The organism is Dactylosporangium sp. NPDC006015 (genome assembly GCF_040614215.1).
Taxonomy (GTDB): Bacteria; Actinomycetota; Actinomycetes; order Mycobacteriales; family Micromonosporaceae; genus Dactylosporangium; species Dactylosporangium maewongense.
This window is the reverse complement of record NZ_JBEXUD010000038.1, coordinates 66889-89826: the sequence shown is the minus strand read 5'-3', so window position 1 is coordinate 89826 and position 22938 is coordinate 66889. Positions and strand designations below refer to the sequence as shown.

Sequence of the window (22938 nt, the reverse complement as noted above, 5' to 3'; positions counted from 1 at the left end):
CTTTGTCTGCGGTCAGAGCGCCTCGGCCACCAGCGGCCCCAGCTGCTCCAGCACCGCCGGGTCGAGCAGCTCCGAGTGCCCGCAGGCGAGCCCGACCGCCGTCAGCCGGCCGTCCACAAGGGACCGCCACCCGTCCGACGCCGTCCCTGTGAAGCCGGGCTCCGGCACGGTCGCGTCGACGAAGAGCACGTCCGCGGCGAGGACGCCGGGCCGCGCGCCGGCCATCATCCGGTCGCTGTCGAGGTAGTTCTCCACGACCCGGGCGATCTGCTCGTCGGTGAGGGCGGCCACGCCACCGCCGGCGGCCCGCACGAACCACACCGCGTCCCGCACCGTCGGCACCGAGGTGGCCGGCACGTCGTAGCCCAGCTCCTGCAGCAGCGCGGCGATCGCGGCCGGCCCGTCCCACTCCCCCTCGACGACCGGCAGCGTGACGCGCGAGTCGAGCATGCCGACGAACGTCACCGACCGGCCGGCCCCGACGAGCAGCCGGGCGACGGCGTGCGCGACGGCGCCGCCGAACGACCAGCCGAGCAGCCGCACCGGGCCGTCCGGCGCGTGCTCGAGCACCCGGCCGGCGAGCTCCGCGGCGAGCTCGTCCAGTGTGGACGGCAGGCCGGTGGTCCGGCTCAGGCGCGGCGACTGCAGCCCGATGAGCGGCACGTCCGCCGGCAGGTGCCGCTTCAGCCCCGCGAACTGCCAGACGAGACCGCTCGCCGGAGGCAGGCAGAACAGCGGCGGCCGCCCGGCGCCGGGGTGCAGCATGACGACCGGCGCGAGGGCGTCACCGGGTGGCAGGTCGCCGGCCAACCGGCGGGCGAGGCCCTCCACGGTCGGCGCCGTGAACAGGTCGGCGACCGGCACGTCGGCACCGAGCTCGCGGCGGACGGCCGCGGCGAGCCTGACGAGCAGCAGCGAGTGCGCGCCGAGGGCGAAGAAGTCGTCGGTGACGCCGACCCGCGCCACCCCGAGCACCTCGCCGACGAGCGCGCACAGCCGCGCCTCGGTCCTGCTGCGCGGGCGGTCCGCCGTGGTGGTGGCGGTGAAGTCGGGCGCGGGCAGCGCCACCCGGTCGACCTTGCCGTTGGGTGTCTGCGGTACCGCGTCCAGCACCACGAACGCGGCCGGCACCATGTACGCGGGCAGCCGCTCGGCCAGGTGCCGCCCCAGGTCGCCGGGGTCGGTGCCGTCGGTGGTCACGTACCCGACGAGCCGGTCGTCGCGGGCGACGACGACCGCGCGGGCCACCGCCGGGTGCGCGGCGAGGGCCGCCTCGATCTCGCCGAGCTCGATGCGGTGCCCGCGGACCTTCACCTGGAAGTCGGTGCGGCCGAGGAACTCGAGGTCGCCGCCGGGCAGCCACCGGACCAGGTCGCCGGTGCGGTACAGGCGGGCCCCGCCGGCGGCGGCGACGAACCGGGAGGCGGTCAGCGCCGCGCGGCCGAGGTAGCCGCGGGTCACCTGCGCGCCGCCGAGGTACAGCTCGCCGGCGACGCCCGGCGGCACCGGCCGCAGCGCGGCGTCCAGGACGTGCGCGGTCGTGCCGGGCAGCGGCCCGCCGATGGTGGGCCGGCCCTCCCCGACGGCGGACACGGTCGCCCACACGGTGACCTCGGTCGGCCCGTACAGGTTCGTCACCGAACGGGTCCGCCGGCGCAGCTGGTCCGCCAGGGACGGCGGCAGCGCCTCGCCGCCGACGAGGGCCCGCACGCCGGTGAGGTCCACATCGGACGCTTCCAGCAGCGCCGCCCACAGCGACGGCGTCGCCTGCATGACGGTCGCCGCGGCGGCGAGCGGCGCGAGCAGGGCCGGGTCGCGGACCTCCTCGCCCGACGCCAGCACGATGCAGCCGCCGGTGCGCAGCGGCTGCATCAGCTCCAGGACGGAGATGTCGAACGACAGCGTGGTGACGGCGAGCAGACGGTCCGCGGCCGTCATCGGCACCGCCGAGTCCATCGCGGCGAGGAACGCGTCGAGGTCGCGGTGGGTGACCACGACACCCTTCGGCCGGCCGGTCGACCCCGAGGTGTAGATGACGTACGCCGCGTTCCCGGGCTCCGCGTGCGGCAGGCCCGCGGGCTCCGCCGAGGGCAGCGCGGTGTCCGGGGTCAGCACCACGACGGGTTCCGCGTCCTGCACCATGTACGCGAGGCGCTCGGCCGGGAACGCCGGGTCCAGCGGCAGGTACGCCGCGCCGGCCTTGTGCACGGCGAGGACGGCGACGACCAGGTCCGCGGTGCGTGGCAGCGAGATCCCGACCAGCCGCTCAGACCCGGCACCCCGCGCGGCCAGCGCCGCGGCGAGCCGGTCGGAGGCCGCGTCGAGCTCGGCGTAGCTCCACGTACGGCCGCCGCTGACGAGCGCGTCGGTGTGGGGGGCACGGGCGGCGTGGCCGCGGAACGCCGCGACCCACGAGCCCGTCGGCGGCAGCGGCCCGCCGTCCCGCCACGCGGCCAGGTCGGTCTCGTCGTCCGCCGCGAGGAGCGCCGCGTCTCGGACGGGCGCGTCGGGATGCGCGGCCAGGTCGGTGAGGAGCCCGACGAGGCGCGAGGTCAGCCGCGACGCGGTGGCTGCGGTGAAGCGGGCCGTGTCGTATTCGACGGTGACGGCGACGGTCTCCCCCGCGTCGACGAAGGTGACGTTGACGTCGACCTTCGGATCGGCGGCGAACTCCGGCTCCGGGCCGAGCGGCAGCCCGAGGACGGTGCCGCCGGCGACGGAGTCGGCGGGCCGGTGGTGGTAGCCGATCATCACCTGGAACAGCGGGTTGCGGCCGGCCGCCCGCGGCGGGTTGACGGCCTCGACGACCTGCTGGAACGGCAGCTCCGCGTGCTCGAACGCGGCGAGGTCGGCGGCGCGGACCCGCCGCAGCAGCTGCGTGAACGTCGGCGCGCCGGTCAGGTCGGTGCGCAGCACGACGGTGTTGACGAAGAACCCGACGAGGTCGGCGAGCGCAGGGTCGCCACGCCCGGAGGTGGGCGTGCCGATCGGCACGTCCTCCCCGGCGCCGAGCCGGGACAGCAGGACCGCGAGGCCGGCGTGCAGGGCCATGAACAGGCTGGCCTGCTGTTCCCCGGCGATGGCGCGCAGCCGGGCGACGAGGGCGGCGGGCAGCGTCGCGCCGACCTGCCCGGCGGGGCCGGGTGCGGTCCGCGGCAGCGCGCCGGGCAGCGGGATCTCCTCCGGCAGGCCGCGCAGCTGCCGCAGCCAGAACCGGCGGGCGGTGGCGTGGCCGCTGGCCTGGTCCAGGGGGTCGCCGAGCAGGTCGGCCTGCCAGGCGGCGTAGTCGGCGTACTGCACCGGCAGCGGCGTCCACTGTGGAGCCCGGCCGGCCAGGCGGGCCGTGTAGGCGGTGGTCAGGTCGCGCAGCAGCGGCTGGTCCGACCACTCGTCCATCGCGATGTGATGCAGGGCCAGGGCGAGGAGCGTGTCGCCGCCGGGCTCGGCGACGACCGCGGCCCGGATCGGCGCCTCGGCCGCCAGGTCGAACGGGGCTGACAGGGCCGCGTCGAGCCGGTCGTGCACCGGGACGTCGACGGCCTCGAGCACGTGCTGCCCGTCGAGGGTCACCAGGGTCCGCAGCACCTCGTGCCGGGCGGTGACGTCCGCGAGGGCGGCCCGCAGCACCGCGACGTCGACGCCGCCCCGCAGCCGCATGACCAGGGGGTAGTTGTACGCGGTCGAGGCTGGGTCGAGGTGGTGCAGCAGGAGGAGCCGCTCCTGGGCCGGCGACAGCGGGATCCGTCCGGGGCGCGGGCGCCGGGTCAGCGCCGGACGGGCGGTGGCGCCGGCCGACGTGAGCCGCAGCGCGAGCCGTTCGGGGGTGGGCGCGTCGAAGAGCGCCCGCAGCGGCAGGTCCGCGGCGAGCTCGGCGCGCAGCCGGCCGAGGAGGCGCATCGCGATGAGCGAGTGGCCGCCGCGGTCGAAGAAGTCGTCCTCGACGCCGTAGCCGTCGATGCCGAGCACCTCGCCGAAGACGGTGCACAGCAGCCGTTCGGTGTCGGTGGCGGCGGCGCGCCCGGCGGTGGCGACGGGCCGCGGCTCGGGCAGCGCGGCCGCGTCGAGCTTGCCGTTGACGGTCAGCGGCAGCGCGGGCACGACGGCGTACGCGGCGGGGACCATGTAGGCGGGCATCGTCGCCTTCAGCGCCGCGTGCAGCGCCGCCACGTCCAGACCGTCCGGAGTGGACACGACGTACGCGACGAGGCGCTTGCCCCCCGATCCGTCGGAGACCGCGAGGACGGCGGCCTGCCGCACGCCGGGCTGCGCGGCGATCGCCGCCTGCACCTCGCCCAGCTCGATCCGGTAGCCGCGGATCTTCACCTGGTCGTCGGTGCGGCCGAGGAAGTCCAGCAGCCCGTCGGTGCGGAGCCGGACGAGGTCGCCGGTGCGGTACATGCGGCCGCCGGCCACGAACGGGTCGGCGACGAACCGGTCGGCGGTGAGCGCGGGCCGGTTGAGGTAGCCGCGGGCGAGGCCGGCGCCGGTGATGTACAGCTCGCCGGGGACGCCGGGCGGCACTGGCCGCAGCCAGCCGTCCAGCACGTAGCCGCGGGTGTTCCAGATGGGGGTGCCCACGGTGGACGTCGCGCTGTCGGTGGTGCCGCCGCCGAGGGTGTTGATGGTGTACTCGGTGGGCCCGTACAGGTTGTAGCCGAGCACCCCGTCGGTGTCGCGGAGCGTCGCCCACAGCCCTTCGGGGACGTGCTCGCCGCCGAGCAGGACCAGCGCCGGCCGGTGCGGCCCGTCGAGGAGGCCCGCGTCGAGCAGGTGCTGGGCGTAGGTCGGGGTGACGTTGACGACGTCGACGCGGTGCCGGGCGCAGTACCCGGCGAGGGCGACGGCGTCGCGGCGCAGGTGCTCGTCGCACACGTGCACGTGGTGGCCCTCGACGAGCCACAGCAGCTCCTCCCACGACATGTCGAAGGAGAACGACACGGTGTGGGCGATGGTGAGGGTGCGGCCGCCGTGCGCGGCGATCGTCGGGGCGAAGATGGCCTGCCGGTGGTTCTGCTGCATGTTCGTCAGCCCCAGGTACGGGGTGACGACGCCCTTCGGCCGCCCGGTCGAGCCGGACGTGTAGATGACGTACGCGGGGTGGTGCAGGCGGCCGGGGGTGCCGGGCGCGAACGCGCCGAGCTCCGCGCCGGTGAGCGGGGCGCCGGACTCGCCGGACAGGTCCAGCTCGTCGAGGCGGACGCCGTCGAGGCGGCCGGCGGTCAGGACCAGCGACGGGCGGGCGTCGTCGAGCATCACCCGCAGCCGCTCGTCGGGGTGGTCGAGCTCCAGCGGCAGGTAGGCGGAGCCGGTGCGCAGCACGGCGAACAGCGCGACGACCATGTCGATCGACCGGGGCAGCGCGAGCGCGACCACGCGCTCCGGGCCGGCGCCGAGGCGCAGCAGGTGCCGGGCGAGCCGGTTGACGCGGGCGTCGAGGTCGGCGTACGTGACGGTGGTCGCGCCGGACGTGAGCGCGGGCGCGTCCGGGGTGCGCGCCGCCTGCGCCGCCATCAGCTCGGCGATCGTCTCCGGCAGGATCTCCCCCTGGACGCCTTCCAGCACGGCCGGGTCCGCGACGGGCAGCGCGGCGACCGGCCCGGTGACGTCGCCGGCGAGCGCCAGCAGGACCCGCTGGAGCCGGTCGAGCAGCGCGTCGGCGTCCCCGGGCGGGACGACGTCGGCGCGGAACTCGAGGCGGATCCGCAGCCGCCTCCCGGGCGTGGCGACCCAGGTGAGCGGGTAGTGGGTGGCGTCGACCGCGGTGACGCCGACGATCCCGTGCTCGGTCTCCAGGTCGGTGAACGTGTCGTCGTCAAGGAAGTTCTGCAGCACGTACAGGCTGTCGAAGAGCGTCGAGCGGCCGGCGGCCCGCTGGATCTCGCCGAGGCCGAGGTACTCGTGCGGCATCAGGTCGATCCGGTCGGCCTGCACGCGGCGCAGCACGTCGCGGGCCGCCTCGCCGGGGGTCAGGGTAACCCGGGCGGGGACGGTGTTGAGGAAGACGCCGACGACCTCGTCGATGCCGTCGAGCTCGGTCGGGCGGCCGGCGACCGTGGTGCCGAAGACGGCCTCGTTGCGGCCGGCGGCGTGGGCGAGGACGACGCCGAGCGCGGTGCTGAGCACGGCGTTGAGCGTGACGCCCTCCGCGCGGGCCTGCGCGGTGAGGCGGGCCGTCTGCTCCTCGGTGAGCTGCCGGGCGATGCTGGTCGCGAGGACCGGCCGGGTGCCGGCGGCGGCGGGGTAGAGCACGGTCGGCTCGTCGAGGCCCCGCAGCGCATCCGCCCACGCCTTCGCGGAGGCGTCGGCGTCCTGGGCGGCGACCCAGTCGAGGTAGTCGGTGAACCGGCCCGCCGGTGGCGCCGGGGTCTGCCCGGCGTAGTGGGCGAACAGGTCCCGCAGCACGAGTTCGCGGGACCAGCCGTCCCACAGCAGCAGGTGGTAGGTGAACAGCAGCCGGTCGGTGCCGTCGGGCCGGCGCACGATCGTGAGCCTCGCCAGGGGCGGCGTGGTCAGGCCGAACGGCCGGGTCCGGTCCTCGGCCATGACGGCCTCGAGGTCGCCGGTGGCCTCCACGACCCCGACCTTGCCGCGCAGGGCGGCGCCGAGGACGCCGACGGGCCGGGTGCCCGACACGGTGAAGCCGAGCCGGATCGCCGGGTGCCGCTCCAGGACGCGGGTCCAGGCGGCGGCGAGGCGGTCGCGGTCGAGGCGGCCGGTGAAGTCGAACGCGTTCTGCGCGATGTAGACGTCGGCGTCGCCGGCGAGGCCCGCCTGCACGTACAGGCCCTCCTGCAGCGGCGACAGCGGCCACACCTCCTCCGTGGGCGCGCCCAGCTCCCGCAGCACGCCGGCCCAGTGCGCGGCGAGGCCGGGGATGTCCAGGCCCTCGTCGGCGTAGGTGAGCACGGCCCGCAGCTCCGGGCCGTCCGGCGTGGTGCGGACGGCGACGTTGACCTCCAGCAGGTACGGCGTGCCGAGGTCCGGGTCGGACGCGGTCCGCAGCGCGTCCGCCTCCGGGGCGGTGTCCCAGTCCGCGTCGGACGGCGCGGCGAACCGGCCGAGGTAGTTGAACAGCACCTGCGGCGTGCCGAGCCGCGCGAGCGCCGGGGCGGTGCGGGCGTTGGCGTAGCGCAGCAGCCCGAACCCGAGCCCGTTGTCCGGCGCGGCCGTCACCAGCCGGCGCGCCTCCGCCAGTGCCTGGTGCGCGTCCGGTACGGCCGGCAGGCGCACGGGTGCGATCGCCGTGAACCAGCCGACGGTCCGCGACAGGTCGGTGCCGTCGAGCTCCTCCCGGCCGTGCCGCTCCAGGTCGACGGTGAGCGGCGCGGACGGGTCGCCGCCGCGCGCGGACCGCCAGCGGGCGACCGCCGCCGCCAGCGTCGCGACCAGCGCGGTGGTGACGTCGGCGCCGGCCGCGCCGAGCAGCGGCCCGGTGACGTCCGGCGGGAGGACGAGGTCGTGGTCGCGGGTCTGGCCGACCGTGAGCCCGATGGTGTGCTTCGCGGGGTCGAGCTCGCCGCCGGGGGCGAGGGTCGCGGCCCAGTGCTCGAACTCGCCGAGCCGCGCCGCCTGGCCGGCCTGCTCCTGCAGCAGCCGGGCGTACGCGCGCAGCGAGGTGCCCGTCACCGGGCCGGCGGCGAGGCCGTCGCGGAGGTCCTCGGTGAGGATCCGCCAGGACACGCCGTCGACGACGAGGTGGTGGGCGACGAGCAGCAGCCGGCCGCGCTCCCCCGGCCCGCGGTCGAACCAGACGGCCTGCAGGACCTCGCCGGCGTCGGGGTCGAGCCGGCCGGTGGCCGCGTCGGACTCGACCCCGACCAGCTCGCGGAGCGCGGCGTCGGCGAGCCCGGCCGCACCGACCCGCCGGACGTCCACGGTGGACACCGCGGCGGACGGGCGGGCCTCCAGGGACCACAGCATCGGCGAGGGGCGGTGCAGCTGGAGGCGCAGCGCGTCGTGCCGGCGCACCAGGCCGTCGACGAGCGCGGTGACGTCCTCGTGGGTGAGCCCGGCGGGCGTGACGAGCAGGTCGGCCTGGTTGTGCCGGTGGATGCGGCCGCCCAGCTCGGCGAGGCGCTGCACGATCGGCAGCAGCGGCACCTCGCCGACCCCGTCGCTCGCGGCGGCCGCCGTCACCGGCGCCGCCTGCTCAGTGGTGGCGGCCGGCGCCAGCTGCGCGGCGAGGGCGGCGGCGGTGCGGTGGACGAACACGTCGCGCGGGCTGATGGACAGGCCGGCGCGGCGGGCCCGGTTCGCCAGCTGGATGGCGATGATGCTGTCGCCGCCGACGGTGAAGAAGTCCTCGTCGGCGCCGACCTCGGTCAGCCCGACAACCTCCGCGACGAGCGCGCGCAGCAGCCGCTGGGTGTCGGACTCGCCGGCGGCGACCTCGACCGGTGCGGCCCGCTCGCCGGTCGGCGCGGGCAGCGCGGCCCGGTCGAGCTTGCCGTTGACGGTGAGCGGCAGTGCGGGCAGCCGCACATACGCCGCCGGCACCATGTAGGACGGCAGCCGCTGCGCCAGCGAGGCCCGCACGAGCTCGGTGTCCACGGTGGAGGAGCCGACGAGGTAGGCGACGAGCCGCCCGTCGTGCAGGTTGACGGCGGTGTTCGTGACGCCGTCGACGTCGAGGATCGCCGCCTCGATCTCGCCGAGCTCGACGCGGTGGCCGCGGACCTTCACCTGCTGGTCGGAGCGCCCGGCGTAGACCAGGTCGCCGGAGGCGGTCCGGATCGCGAGGTCGCCGCTGCGGTACAGCCGTCCGGGGCCGAACGGGTTGGCGACGAACCGGGACGCGGTCAGGCCGGGCCGGTCGAGGTAGCCGCGGGCGAGCTGGTCGCCGGCGACGTACAGCTCGCCGGTCACGCCGGGCGGGACGGGCCGCAGCCGGGCGTCCAGCACGTGGGCGCGCAGGCTGGGCAGCGGATCCCCGATGACGCTGCCGGCGGCCGCGTCGGCCCGGCTCAGCGCGCGGAACGTCACGTGCACCGTGGTCTCGGTGATGCCGTACATGTTGATCAGCCGCGGGGCGTCGTCGGCGTGCCGCTCGTACCACGGCCGCAACCGCGACGGGTCGAGCGCCTCGCCGCCGAAGACGACGTAGCGCAGCGCCAGGCCGGTCGTGTCTTCCGAGATGAGCGGGTAGAACGCCGACGGCGTCTGGTTGAGCACGGTGACGCGCTCGTCGCGCAGCAACGCGGCGAAGCGGCGCGGGTCGCGGGCGACGTCGCCGTCGACGACGACGAGCCGGCCGCCGTAGAGCAGGGCGCCCCACAGCTCCCAGACGGAGAAGTCGAACGCGTAGGAGTGGAACATCGTCCACACGTCGCCCGCGCCGAACGTGAACAGCTCCTCGGCGGCGGCGAACAGTGTGAGCACGTTGCGGTGGGTGACCGCGACGCCCTTCGGCCGGCCGGTCGAGCCGGACGTGTAGATGATGTACGCCGTGTTGTCCGGCGCGAGTCCCGTGCCGGTGACAGGGCCGGTGTCGTGGGCCGGCAGCGGCCCGTCGACGAGGACCGCCGGGACGTCGCCGCGCAGCTCGGCGGCGGTGGCCGCGTCGGTGAGCAGGCACACCGGTGCGGCGTCGGCGAGGATGTACGCGATGCGGCTCGCCGGCGCGCCCGTGTCGACGGGGACGTAGCAGCCGCCGGCGCGGACGACGGCGACCAGCGCGACGACCAGGTCGAGGCCGCGGGGCAGCGCGACCGCGACCCGCGACTCGGGCCGCACCCCGCGGGCGGTCAGCTCGCGGGCGAGGCGGTTGGCGCGGGCGTCGAGCTCGGCGTAGGTGAGGTGGTCGCGGCCGTGGCTGACCGCCACCGCCGCCGGGTCCACGGCGGAGCGCGGCTCGGCGAGCGTGCCGTCCACGGTGGAGCGCGGCCCCGCGAGCGTGCCGTCCACGCCTGCCCGCGCGGGTGGCGCGCCGATCGGCTGGTCGAGGCCGGTGACGAAGCCGCGCAGGATCTCCTCGACCAGGGCTAGGAGCTCCGCGGCCCGGGCGGCGCCAACGAGCGCGACGTCGTACTTGACCTCCAGGGTCAGCTCGTCGCCGGGGAACGCGACCAGGGCGAGGGGGTAGTGCGGCGAGTCGGTGCCGGTGAATCCGTCGACCCGCAGCGGCGAGTCCACGCCCGCCCGGACCGCCGGGAAGTTCTCCACGACGACCATCGAGTCGAACAGCTCCCGGACGCCGGCGAGCCGGGCCAGCTCGGCGAGGCCGACGTGCTGCGCGTCGAGCACCTCGGTCTGCAGGTCCTGCAGCCGGGTCAGGACCGCGCCCAGGGTCTCGCCGGGCCGCCACGACAGCGGCAGCGGCAGCGTGTTGATGAGCAGCCCGACGACCGTCTCCACGCCGGGCAGCTCGCCGCCGCGGCCGGAGACGGTCGAGCCGAACACGACCCGGTCCCGGCCGAGGAGCCGGCCGAGGAGCAGCCCCCACGCGGCGTGCACGGCGGTGCTGAGCGTGACGCCGTGCGCGCGGACCGCGGCGGACAGGGCCGCGGTGTCTTCGGTGGACAGTGCGCTGTGGACGCTGTCGTGCGCGGCGACGGGGCTGCCTGACGGGTACAGCAGCGACGGCGCGACCCCGTCGAGGGCGCGGGCCCAGACGGCGCGGGCCGCGTCCCGGTCCCGGGCGGCGACGGCCTCCACATGGTCGCGGAACGTGGTCGCGGGCGCCGGGAGGTCCGCGCCGGTCTCGTAGGCGGCGACGATGTCGCTGAACACCAGCGGGTAGGACCAGCCGTCGGCGAGGACGTGGTGCATCGTCTCGACGAGCCGGTGGTCGGTGTCGCCGAGCGAGACCAGGGCGTAGCGCAGCGCGGGCGGCCGGGCCAGGTCGAACGGCCGGGCCAGCTCCTCCGCGCAGACCAGCGCGAGGTCGCCGCCGGCGACGACCCGCCACGGCACCTCGACCGACGGCGCGACCGCCTGGACGATCCGGCCGTCGCGCAGCTCGCGGAAGCCCGCGCGCAGGGCGGCGTGCCGGCGGACGGTCGCCTCGACCGCGGCCCGCAGCCGCGCCGGGTCGACCGGGCCCGTCAGCCGGGCGACCTGCTGCACCACGTAGGTGTCGGCGCCGGGCTCGGCCATGGCCTGGTGCACGTACATGCCCTCCTGCAGCGGCAGCAGCGGCAGGACGTCCTCGAAGCCGGCGAGGTCGTCGACGTCCTCCTGCGTGAGCCGCACCAGGGGGAAGTCCGACGGGGTGTGGCCGAAGGCGTCGCAGCGGCCGAGGGCGGCGAGCGCGGCGAGCCAGCGGTCCGCGAGCCCGGCCACGTCGGCCTCGGTGAAGAGCCCCGACGGGTAGGACAGCGCCGCGGTGAACGTGGTGCCGCCGGGGCCGTCGGCGGCGAATGCGTTGACCTCCAGGGTCATCGCCGGGTTCGCCGGGTCGACGCCTTCGCGCAGCGGCCCGGTCGGCGCCCAGTCGCCGGCGGACCCGGCCGGGAACCGGCCGAGGTAGTTGAACAGGATCTGCGGCACGGGGCCGGTCAGCTCCTGCCGCAGGTGGCGCAGGACGCCGTGGCCGAGCCCCTTGCCGGGCACGGCCCGCAGCTGCTCCTTGACCGCGCCGGCGACGCCGGCGAGGGCGGGCCCGGCGGCGAGGACCTCGTCCCACGTGACGGCGCCGGGGTCGAGCCGCACCGGGTGGATGGCGGTGAACCAGCCGATGGTGCGCGACAGGTCGACGTCGGCGTCGTAGACGTCGCCCTCCCGGCCGTGGCCTTCGAGGCTGACCAGGACCGCCGAGCCGGCACGCGTCGGCCGCCAGGCGCCGACGGCGAGGGCGAACGCGGTGAGCAGGGCGTCGTTGACCGTGCCGTACATGGCGGCCGGCACCCGGGACAGGAAGCTGTCGGCGGCCGGCAGGGTCACGGTGACCGTCCGCACCGTCGCGCCGGTGTCGGCGGCGGGGTCGAGCGGGCGGGAGCCCAGCAGCGGGTCGGGGGTCGCGAGGACGTCCCGCCAGTGGCCGAGCTCGGCCTGGAACCGGTCGCCGCGCGCGGCGGTGAGCCGGGACCAGCCGCGGAACGACGCCGGCACCGGGTCGAGGGCCACGGGCCGGCCGGCGGCCACGTCCTGCCAGGCGCGGGCCAGGTCGGCGCCGATGATCCGCCACGACACGCCGTCGATGACGAGGTGGTGCGCGACCAGCAGCAGCTCCCGGGCCGCCGGCGACCAGACGGCCTGCAGCATGACACCGCGGTGCGGGTCGAGCCGCGCGGCGGCGGCCTCGGCGTCGAGGTCGGCGCTCTCGGTCACCGGCACGGGCGGGCCGGCCGGCGGGACGGTGATCGTCCAGTCGCGGTCGACCACGGCGCGCAGCAGGTGGTGGGTGTCGGCGAGCGCGCGCAGGACGGCGTCGAGCGCCGGCCGGGTCAGCGCGGCCGGGGTCCGGAACGTCATCGCCTGGTAGAACCCGGTCAGCGGGGTCGCCGCCGCGCGGGTCTCGGCGAGCATCGGCGTCAGCGCGACGACACCGACCGCGTCGTCGGCGGCGGCAGCGGCGACCTCCGTGGTGGCGGGCAGGCCGGCGACGACCGCCTGGACGGTGCGGCGGCGGAAGATGTCGCGCGGGGTGACGGGCAGGCCCTCGCGGCGGGCCCGGCCGGCGACCGCGATCGAGGAGATGCTGTCCCCGCCGGCGACGAAGAAGTCCTCGTCGACGCCGACGGCGGGCAGGCCGAGCACGTCGGCGTAGATCGCGCACAGCACGCGTTCGCGGTCGTTGCGCGGGCCCCGCACGGCACCGGCGGCGGCGCCGGGCGCGGTCGGTTCGGGCAGGGCGGCGACGTCGAGCTTGCCGTTGACGGTCAGCGGCAGGGACGGCACGACGCCGTACAGGGACGGCACCATGTAGGACGGCAGGCGCTCCGCCAGGGCCGCCCGCACGGCGCTCGCGAGGTCGGCGCCGTCGCCCGCCGGCACCAGGTAGGCGGCGAGCTTCTTGAGGCCCGGCACCGACGCGTCGGCGCGGGCCACGACGGCCGCCTGGCGGACCCGCGGCAGCGCCGCGACGGCGGCCTCGACCTCGCCGAGCTCCACCCGGTAGCCGCGGATCTTCACCTGGTCGTCGCTGCGGCCGAGGAAGTCGAGGTTCCCGTCGGGGCGCTCGCGGACAAGGTCGCCGGTGCGGTACATGCGGCCACCGGCGGCGAACGGGTCGGCGACGAACCGGGCGGCGCTCAGCCCGCCGGCGTTGAGGTAGCCGCGAGCGAGGCCGGCGCCGGCGATGTACAGCTCGCCGATGGTGCCCGGCACGACGGGCCGCAGGAACGCGTCGAGGACGTAGCCGCGGGTGTTCCAGATGGGACGGCCGACCGTCGGCGTCGCGCTGTCCTCGGTGCCCGCGCCGAGGGTGTTGATGGTGTACTCGGTGGGCCCGTACAGGTTGTAGCCGGTCGTGCCGTCCGTGGTGCGCAGGCGCGACCAGACCGCATCGGAGACGGCCTCGCCGCCGAGCAGGACCAGGCACGGCGGGTGCCCGGCCGGGTCGAGCAGCCCCTCGTCGAAGAGGTGGTGGGCGTAGGTGGGGGTCACGTTGATGACGTCGACCCGCTGCGCCTGGCAGTAGGCGACGAGCGCGACCGCGTCGCGGCGCAGCTCCTCGTCGCAGACGTGCACCTCGTGGCCCTCGACGAGCCACAGCAGCTCCTCCCACGACATGTCGAAGGAGAACGACACGGTGTGGGCGATCCGCAGCCGGTCGCGGCCGGCGGCCCGGGCCCGGGCGACCGCCGGGGCGAAGATCTCGGCGCGGTGGTTGAGCTGCATGTTGGTGAGGCCGCGGTACGGGGTGACGACCCCCTTCGGCTTGCCCGTCGAGCCGGACGTGTAGATGACGTAGGCGGGCCGGTCGAGGCGGTGCGGGTCGCCGGTCGCCGGCGGCGGGTCCGCCGGGAACGCGGCCGCGTCGGCGGGGCTGACGACGGCGCGCTCGTGCCGGGCCGCGACGGGCGTGCCGGGCAGCGCAACGAGCAGCGCCGGGCGGGCGTCGAGGAGGATCTCGGCGAGCCGGTCGACGGGGTGGTCGAGCTCCAGCGGCAGGTATGCCGCGCCCGCCCGCAGCACGGCGAACAGCGCGACGACCATGTCGATGCCGCGGGGCAGGGCGAGCGCGACGATCCGCTCCGGCCCGGCGCCCCGGTCGAGCAGCAGCCGCGCGGTCTGGTTCACGCGGGCGTCGAGCTGCGCGTAGGTGAGGGTCTCGCCGGCGGCGACGAGCGCGGTGTCGGCGGGGCAGGCCGCGGCCCGCTCGGCGAGCATGTCGGCGATGGTGGCGTCGACGATCGGGTGCTCGGTGGACCGCCACGCCGCCCGCAGCCCGTCCGCCTCGCCGGGCGACATCAGGTCGAGGGCGCCGACGTGGACGTCGAGCCCGCCGGCCAGGCTCGTGAGGAGCCGGACGAGCCGGTCGGCGAGGGCGGCGGCCCGCGCCCCGGTGAACACGTCGGGGCGGTACTCGAGCTTCAGCCGCAGGGTCGCGCCCGGGGTCAGCACCCAGGTGAGCGGGTAGTGGGTGGTGTCGGTGTACCCGACGCCGGCGATGCCCTGCTCGCGTTCCAGGTCGGCGAACGTGTCGTCGGCGAGGAAGTTCTGCAGCACGTACAGGGAGTCGAAGAGCTGCTCGTGGCCGGCGGCCCGCTGGATCTCGCCGAGGCCCAGGTATTCGTGCGGCCCGAGGTCGAGCCGGTCGGCCTGGGCGCGGCGGGCGAGGTCGAGCACGGTCGCGCCGGCGGCCGCGGTGACCCGCGCCGGCACGGTGTTGAGGAACAGGCCGACGACCTGGTCGATGCCGGGCAGCTCGGTCGGGCGGCCGGCGACGGTGGTGCCGAGCACGACGTCGGCGCGGCCGGTCTCGTAGCCGATGACGAGGCCGAGCGCGGCGGTGAGCAGCGAGTTGAGGGTGACGCCGCCGCGCCGGGCCTGCTCGGTGAGGCGGGCGGTGACGTCGGCGGGCAGCACGGCGTGGACCCGCTCCGACAGCATCGGCGCGCGCCCGGCGGCCTCCGGCACGACCAGGGTCGCCTCGGTGACCCCGGCGAGGGCGTTGCGCCAGGCGGCGCCGGACCCGGCCGTGTCGCGGGTGGTGAGCCAGCGCAGGTAGTCGGTGAACGACGCCGTGGGCGCCGCGGGGGTGCGGCCCGCGTAGAGGGCGAACAGGTCCCGCAGGACCAGCTCCCGGGACCAGCCGTCCCACAGCAGGAAGTGGCTGGTCAGCAGCAGCGCGTCGCGGCCGCCGGGGCGGCGGGCGACGGTGAGGCGCACCAGCGGCGGGGTCGCGAGGTCGAACGGCTCGGTCTGGTCCCGGTCGACCAGCGCGGCGAACGCGGCGTCGTCCGGGGTGTCCACAACGGACACCACGGCCGGCACCGTCTCCGCGGGCGCGATGACCTGGACGGGGGCGGGGACGCCCTCGCCGACGAACGCGGCCCGCAGCGTGGGGTGCCGGCGCAGCAGCGCGCCGAACGCGGCCGTCATCGCGTCGACGTCGACGCGCCGGTCGAGCTCGAACACGTTCTGCGCGATGTAGGTGTTGGCGGTCTGGTCGAACGTCGCCTGGTAGTACACGCCGAGCTGCAGCGGCGACAGGTCCCACACCTCGGTGGCGGGCTGCGCCTGCTGCGACATCGCCTCCAGTGCGCGCCACCACCGCTCGGCCAGGCCCGCACCGTCCACCTCGGACACGTGCTGGAGCGTCGCCTCGACCCGGCCGTCGCCGGTGAGCGTGAGGTCGCACTGGATGGCGTACCGGGTGCCGAGCAGCGGGTCGGCGGACGCGGCGACCGGCAGCCTGGGCCAGCCGCCCGGGGCGCCGAACCCGGAGCTGCGGCTGAGGATCCGCGGCTCGGCGGCGCGTTCCAGGCCTTCGAGGGCGCGGCCGACCCTGGGGTTGCCGTGGCGCAGCAGGCCGAAGCCGACGCCGCCGTCGGGTGCGGCGCCGAGCGCGACGGCGGCGTGCACCAGCGCGGCCTCGGCGTCGGCGGCCGCCGCCACGCGGACGGGCACGACCGCGGCGCACAGGCCGGCGGTGCGGGTGAGGTCCTCGCCGGCGCCGACCCGCACCAGGTGGCGGGCGACGCGCTCGACCTCGACGACGAGGTCGGCGGGTTCCTGGACGGCGACGCGGAGGGCGGCGACCGCGGCGAGCTCCGGCGCGGCGGCCAGCTTCGCGGCGAGGGTCCCTTCGAAGACCCGGGTGTGCCGACCGGTGGTTCCCGGCGCGGCGCCGTGGAAACCGGGCGCGACATCAGCGGCGGGGCGGAGCACGTCCTGCCAGTGCGCGAACTCGGCGACCCGGGCCGGGCGGCCCGCGTCCTCCTGCGTGGCGCGGGCGTGGGCGCGCAGCGGCGTGCCGACTGGCGCCGGCTGCGGGGTGCGCCCGTCGGCGATGGCGGCGCACGCGGCGGCGAGGTCGTCCGCGACCAGGGTCAGGGTCACGTCGTCGGCGGCGAGGGGGTGCCCGGCGAGCAGCACCCGCCCGGCCGCGCCGGCACCGGCGTCGAGCCAGACGACCGTGAGCGGGGCCGCCGGGTCGAGGGCGGCGAGCGCCCGGTCCACGGCGCCCGCCTCGAGGGGCGCGCGGCGCAGCACGGTGCGGGCCTCGACGGTGCCGGGGGCGGTCAGCTCCAGGGTGAGGAACAGGCCGGACTCCCGGGTGATCCGCAGGCGCAGCCCGTCGTGGTGGTCGAGGACGGCCTGCAGGGCCCGCTCGAGCACGGGTCCGGTGAGCCCCGGCGGCGCCTCGAACAGCGCGACCCGGGCGGGTGCGCCGTCGGGGACGTCGGTGAGCCGCTCCGCGGCGGGCAGCAGCGGCAGCGGGCCGACCGCCTCCGGGTCCGCCTGCGCCGCCGCCGCGGTGCCGGGGGTCGCGGCGGACAGGTGCGCGTCGAGGGCGCCCGGGGTCCTGTGGTCGAAGATGTCGCGGGTGGTGAGCACGATCCCGTCCTGCGCGAGGCGGTTGATGACGCGGATGGCGGCGATGCTGTCGCCGCCGAGGGCGAAGAAGTCGTCGCCGGGCCCGGCCTCGGTGCCGAGCACGGCGGTGTAGCAGGCGCTGATCCGCGCCGCCCGCGGCGAGCCGCCGCCCTGCGCGCCCCGCTGGCGCGGCACCACCGGCGACGGCAGCGCGGCGCGGTCGCGCTTGCCGTTGGGCAGCAGCGGGATCGCGTCCAGGACGGTGACGGTCGCGGGGACCAGGTGCGCGGGCAGCTCGGCGCGCAGCGCGTCGCGGACGGCGGCCGGGTCGACGCCGGCGCCGGCGACGTATGCGGCGAGGGCGCTGCCGCGGACGGCGGCCGCCGCGCCGGTGACGCCGGGGTGGCGGGTGAGGGCCGCCTCGACCTCGGCGAGCTCCACTCGGAACCCGTTGATCTTCACCTGGTCGTCGGCGCGGCCGAGGAACTCGATCCGTCCGGCGGCGTCGCGGCGGCCGAGGTCGCCGGTGCGGTACAGCCGGTCCCCCGGCGCGCCGAACGGGTCGGCGACGAACCGGCCGGCGGTGATGCCGGGCCGGCCGAGGTAGCCGCGGGCGTTCTGCACGCCACCGACGTAGATCTCGCCGGCGGCGCCGTCGGGCACCAGGGTCAGCGCCGCGTCGAGCAGGTGCACCCGCACGCCGGGGACGTCGGTGCCGAGCGGGACGGGCCGGTCCGCGGCGGTGACGACGGCGGTGAGGACGTCACCGGCGACCTCGGACGAGCCGTACGAGTTGACGATCTCGGCGCCGGGCGACGCGGCCGTGAGTGCCCGGACGACGGACGGGGTGAGCGCCTCGCCGCTGGTGATCCAGCGGCGCAGCCCGCGGACGCGGGACGGGGCGCTGTCGGCGAGGGCCGCGGCGAGGCTCGGCACGGCCAGCAGCTGCGTCGCGCCGCTGCGCTCGACGAGGCGGCCGAGGGCGGCGCCGTCGGCGGCGGTGGCGTCGTCGGCGAGGACGACGGTCGCGCCGGCGACGAGCCCGCCGAGCAGCTCGGTGGTGCCGTCGACGAAGCTCAGCGAGCTCTTCGCGATCCGCACCCGCCCGGACCGCAGGCCCCAGGCGTCCCGGGCCCAGGCGAGCCGGTTGGCCAGCGCCGCGTGGGTGCCGACGACCGCCTTCGGCACGCCGGTCGAGCCCGACGTGAACAGCACGGTGGCGGCGTCGGCGCCGGTGAGCCCGCGCACCTGCAGGTGACCGGTGGCCCCGTCGACCGCCGCGCCGATCCGCAGCACCGGCAGCCCGTGCCCGCCGGATGCCGCGTCGTCGGTGAGGACGCAGACGGGTGCCGCCTCGCGGAGCATCAGCTCGATGCGGGCCGCCGGGTACGCCGGATCCACGGGCAGCACGGCCGCACCGGCCCGCAGGACGCCCAGCACCGCGACGGGCAGGTCCACGGAGCGGGCGGCGGCGACCGCGACCAGGTTGCCGCGGCGCACCCCGGCGGCGGCGAGGGCGTGCGCGAGCCGGCCGGAGCGCCGGTCGAGCTCCGCGTAGGTCAGCTCCCGGTCCCCGCAGACGACGGCCGTGCCGCCGGGGTAGGTCAGGAGGTCCAGCACGGTCCCGTCGTGCACCGTGGGCAGCGCGGGAGCGGCGGCGCGGCTCGCGAGCGGCGCGGCGCAGGTGCCGTCCAGGGCGGCCAGCAGCGTCTCGTACATGCCGAGCAGCCGCCGTGCCGTGACGGTGTCGACGTGCCGCCGGTCGTGGGTGACGGTGACGGTGAACGGGTCGCCGGGGCGCACCATGAGGGTGACCGGGTAGTGCGGCGCCTCGACGACGTCGATGCCGGTGACCCGCAGGTCCCCGCCCGCCACCTCGATGTCCGGGTAGTTCTCGACGACGACGAGGGTGTCGAAGAGCTCCCCGGTGCCGAGCCGGCGCTGCAGCTCGGTCAGCGGCGCGTGCTCGTGCTCCATGGTCTCGCGCTGGTCGGCGGCGAACCGGCCGACGGCGGCGGCGAGCGGCTCGCCGGGCGCCCACCGCACCCGCGCCGGGACGGTGTTGATGAGCAGGCCGGCGATGCGTTCGATGCCGGGCACGGCCAGGCTCCGGCCGGCGACCGTCGAGCCGAACGTGACGTCGGCCCGCCCGGTGAGCCGGCCGAGCAGCACGCCCCAGACGCCGCCGACGACGTTGCCGACGGTGAGGCCGTGCGCGGTGGCGAACCCGCGCACCGACGCGGCGAGCGCGGCCGGCAGCTCGCGGGTGACGCGGCCGTGCCCGTCGGCGCCGTCGCCGGTGTGTGGCAGCGCGGCGAGGAGCCGGGTCGGCTCGGTCACCCCGTCAAGGAGCCGGTCCCAGACCGCCAGGTCGGGCGCCTGTCCATCCAGAGCCGCCAGGAAGTCGCGGAACGGCACCGGCGGTGGGAGCGGCGCGCCGGCGTACAGGGCGAGCAGGTCGTTGAACATCACCGGCACCGACCAGCCGTCGGCGACGATGTGGTGGATCGTGTGGATGAGCACGTGCCGGTCGGCGGCGAGGCGGGCCAGGGTGAACCGCATCGCGGGCGGCTCGGCGAGGTCGAACGGCCGGGACCGGTCCACGGCCGCGATCCCGTCGAGTTCACGGCCGTCCCGCGGGTCGGTGACCTCGACGGTCCGCCACGGCGCGGCGGTGCCGCCGGCGTGCACGGCGACGACGTCACCGGCGGCGGTGGGGCGGAACGCGGCGGCGAGGTTCGGGTGCCGGTCCAGGAGCCGGTCCGCGGCGGCACGCAGCCGGTCGGCGTCGAGGGGGCCGGTGAGCTCGACCCGCTGCTGCACCACGTAGGGGTCGGCGCCGGTGGTGTACGTGGCATGGAAGTACAGCCCGGCCTGCAGCGGCGACAGCGGCAGCACGTCCCGCAGCGCGCCGGTGTCGAAGCGGTCCACATCGGACTGGTCCAGCGTGAGCAGGGGGAAGTCCGACGGCGTGTGCCCGGCGACGCGGGGGTCGGCGGCGATCGCGTCGAGCAGCCCGGCCCAGTGTCCGGCGAGCGCCTCCACGTCGGTCCGGTCGAGGACCCCGGCGGGCCAGCTGAACGTCGCGGACAGCACCGGCCCGTCGGCCGTGTCGAGGGTGACCGCGTTGAGCTCCAGGACGCGGGGCAGCGGCATCCGCGGGTCGCGGTCCTCGTCCACGGTGGACACCTGCGTCCAGGGGCGGCCGGCGCCGGCGCCGAACCGGCCTAGGTAGTGCACGAGCACCTGCGGCGCCGCGGCGAGATCCGCCCGGCCGGCGAGGTGGTGCAGCACGCCGTGACTGAGGCCCTGCGACGGCACCGTCCGCAGCTGGTCCTTGACGGCCTTCACCGCCGCGCCGAGGTCGGTGCCGTCGCCGGGGTCGACCACGGCCGGGTAGAGGGTGGTGAACCAGCCGAAGGTCCGGGACAGGTCGAGGTCGCCGGCTGGGCCCTCAAGCAGGTCCTCCTGCCGGCCGTGCCCCTCCAGCTCCAGCAGCACCGGCCCGGCCGCGCCGCGGCGGCGGTGCACGGCGAGGGCGGCGGCGGTGACGAGCGCGTCGTCGACGCCGCCGTGGATCGCGGCGGGCACGGCGCCGAGCAGCCGCGCGGTGGTGGCGGTGGACAGGCTGACGGTCAGCCGTTCCTCGGTGGCGACGAGGTCGAGGGCCGGGTCGAGCGGGCGGCGGCCCAGCGGCGGGTCGGCGACGGCGGCGGCGCGCTGCCAGTACGCGACGTCGGCGGCGAACCTCCCGTCGCGGGCGGCGCCGTGCAGGGCGGTGGCCCACTGCCGCAGCGACGTGGCGGCGGGCTCCAGCGCGAAGGTGCCGCCGTCCCACATGGCGCCGAGGTCCTCGGCGAGGACCCGCAGGGAGACGCCATCGACGACGATGTGGTGCACGGCCACGAGCAGGTGCCCGGCCTGCTCGTCCCAGGTGAAGGCGGCCATGACACCGCGGCGGGGGTCGAGCCGGGCGACGGTCTCCGCCAGGGTGCCGGCCGGCGCCACCGCGGGCACGGCGGCGGGGTCGAACGGCGCGACGGTGAGGCCGCCGGCGTCGTCGACGCGGGCCCGCAGCGCGTCGTGGGCGGCGAGCAGCGCCGCCACCATCTGCTGGAGGCTATCGAAGGTGAGGCCGGGCGGGGTGTGGAGCCTGACCGCCTGGTAGAAGCCGTCGAGGGCGGGCCCGTGCTCGCGCAGCCACGCGACGATCGGGGTGTCGGGGACGGCGCCGGCGCGCTCCACCGTGGACGGCGCCGCGGCGGCGGCGACCGACGTGACGGCGGCGACGCCCGCCGGGGTGCGGTGGGTGAGCAGGTCGCGGGGGCGCAGCGCGATCCCGGCGCGGCGGGCCTCGCGGACCACGCCGATGGCGACGATGCTGTCCCCGCCGAGGGCGAAGAAGTCGTCGTCCGCGGCGACGGGCACGCCGAGCACGGCGGCGAAGACGTCGCACAGCGCCCGCTCCAAGGCGGTCTCCGGCGCCCGCCCGCCGCCGCTGCCCGGCAGGGCCGGCGCGGGCAGCGCGGCCCGGTCGACCTTGCCGTTGGCGTTGACCGGCAGCGCGTCCAGCGGCACGATCACGCTCGGCACCGCGTGCTCGGGCAGCCGCTCGGAGCACCAGGCGAGCAGGTCCGCGCCCGCCGTGGAGGCCGGGGCGATGACGTAGCCGACGAGGTGCGCGGCGCCGGCCGCGTTGCGCCGCACGGCGACGGCCGCGTGCCGGACCGACGGGTGCGCGGCGAGGACCGCCTCGACCTCCTCCAGCTCCAGGCGCATGCCGCGGATCTTCACCTGGTTGTCGGCGCGGCCGACGAACTCCAGGGTGCCGTCCGGGGTCCAGCGGGCCAGGTCGCCGGTCCGGTAGAGGCGGCTGCCCACGGCGAAGGGGTTGGCGACGAACCGTGCCGCGGTCATGGCCGGCGCGTTGACGTACCCGCGGCCGAGCAGGAACCCGGCCGCGTACAGCTCGCCGGTCTCGCCGGGCGGCAGCGGCGTGAGCGTGTCGTCCAGGACGTAGAGCTGGGTGTGCGGGTTGGGCCGGCCGATGGAGGTGGCGATGCGTTCGGCGGCGTCGCGGTAGATGACGTGGGAGACGCCGATCGTCGCCTCGGCGGGGCCGTAGCCGTGGTACAGGGTGGTGCCGAGCTGGTTGCGGAACCGGTCGAACAGCTCCGGGGTGAGCACCTCCCCGCCGCACCAGACGTGCTTGAGGCCCGACAGGCGGCCGTGCCCCCGATCCATCTCCAGCAGCACGTCCAGCATGGACGAGACGAGGTACACGAACGTGACCTTCTCCGCCGCGATGAGGTCGAGCAGGTACTGCGGGTCGCGTTCGCCGCCGGGCTCGGCGACGACGACGGTGCCGCCGGACACCAGCGGCAGCAGGATCTCGTTGACGGAGATGTCGAAGGCGAGCGGCGCCTTGAACAGGCTCGCGTCGCCGGGCCCGAACAGCAGGATCTCCTCGATCTGCCAGCGCAGCCGCTCGCAGATCGCCTCGTGCCGGATCATCGCGCCCTTCGGCCGGCCCGTCGAGCCGGAGGTGAAGATGACGTACGCGAGGCGGGCCGGCGCCAGGTCCAGGTCGAGCGGCTCCGGAGACTCGTCCGCGAACCCGGCCTCGAACGCGGCCGTGTCCAGGACGATGCGGGCGCCCGCGTCGGCGAGCACCTGCCGGCGCCGCTCCGCCGGCCAGGACGGGTCGACGGGCACGAACGCCCCGCCGGCGACCATGGCGGCGAGGACCCCGACGACCATCTCCGGGGAGCGTGGCACGGCGATGCCGACGACCTCCTCGTCGGCGAGCCCCCGCCGGCGCAGCGACCGGGCCAGCTGGAAGACCCGGGCGCCGAGCTCGGCGTAGCTGAGCCGGGTGCCGCCCGCGACGAGGGCGAGCGCCTCCGGGGTCCGCCGGACCTGGGCGGTGAACGCCGCGGCGACGGTGCTGCGGTGGCCGGGCTCCGTCGGGTCGTTCCAGTCGTCCAGCTGCCGCAGCACGTCCACTGTGGACAC

At 76.7% G+C, this 22938-nt stretch carries 1 protein-coding gene; it reads right to left on the bottom strand.

Going from position 1 to position 22938, the window contains the following annotated elements:
* Window positions 1–12: 12 nt before the first annotated feature.
* A complete protein-coding gene (locus ABZ321_RS43250; RefSeq protein WP_354901594.1) occupies window positions 13–22938 on the bottom strand; it encodes a non-ribosomal peptide synthase/polyketide synthase in 22926 nt (7641 codons plus the stop codon).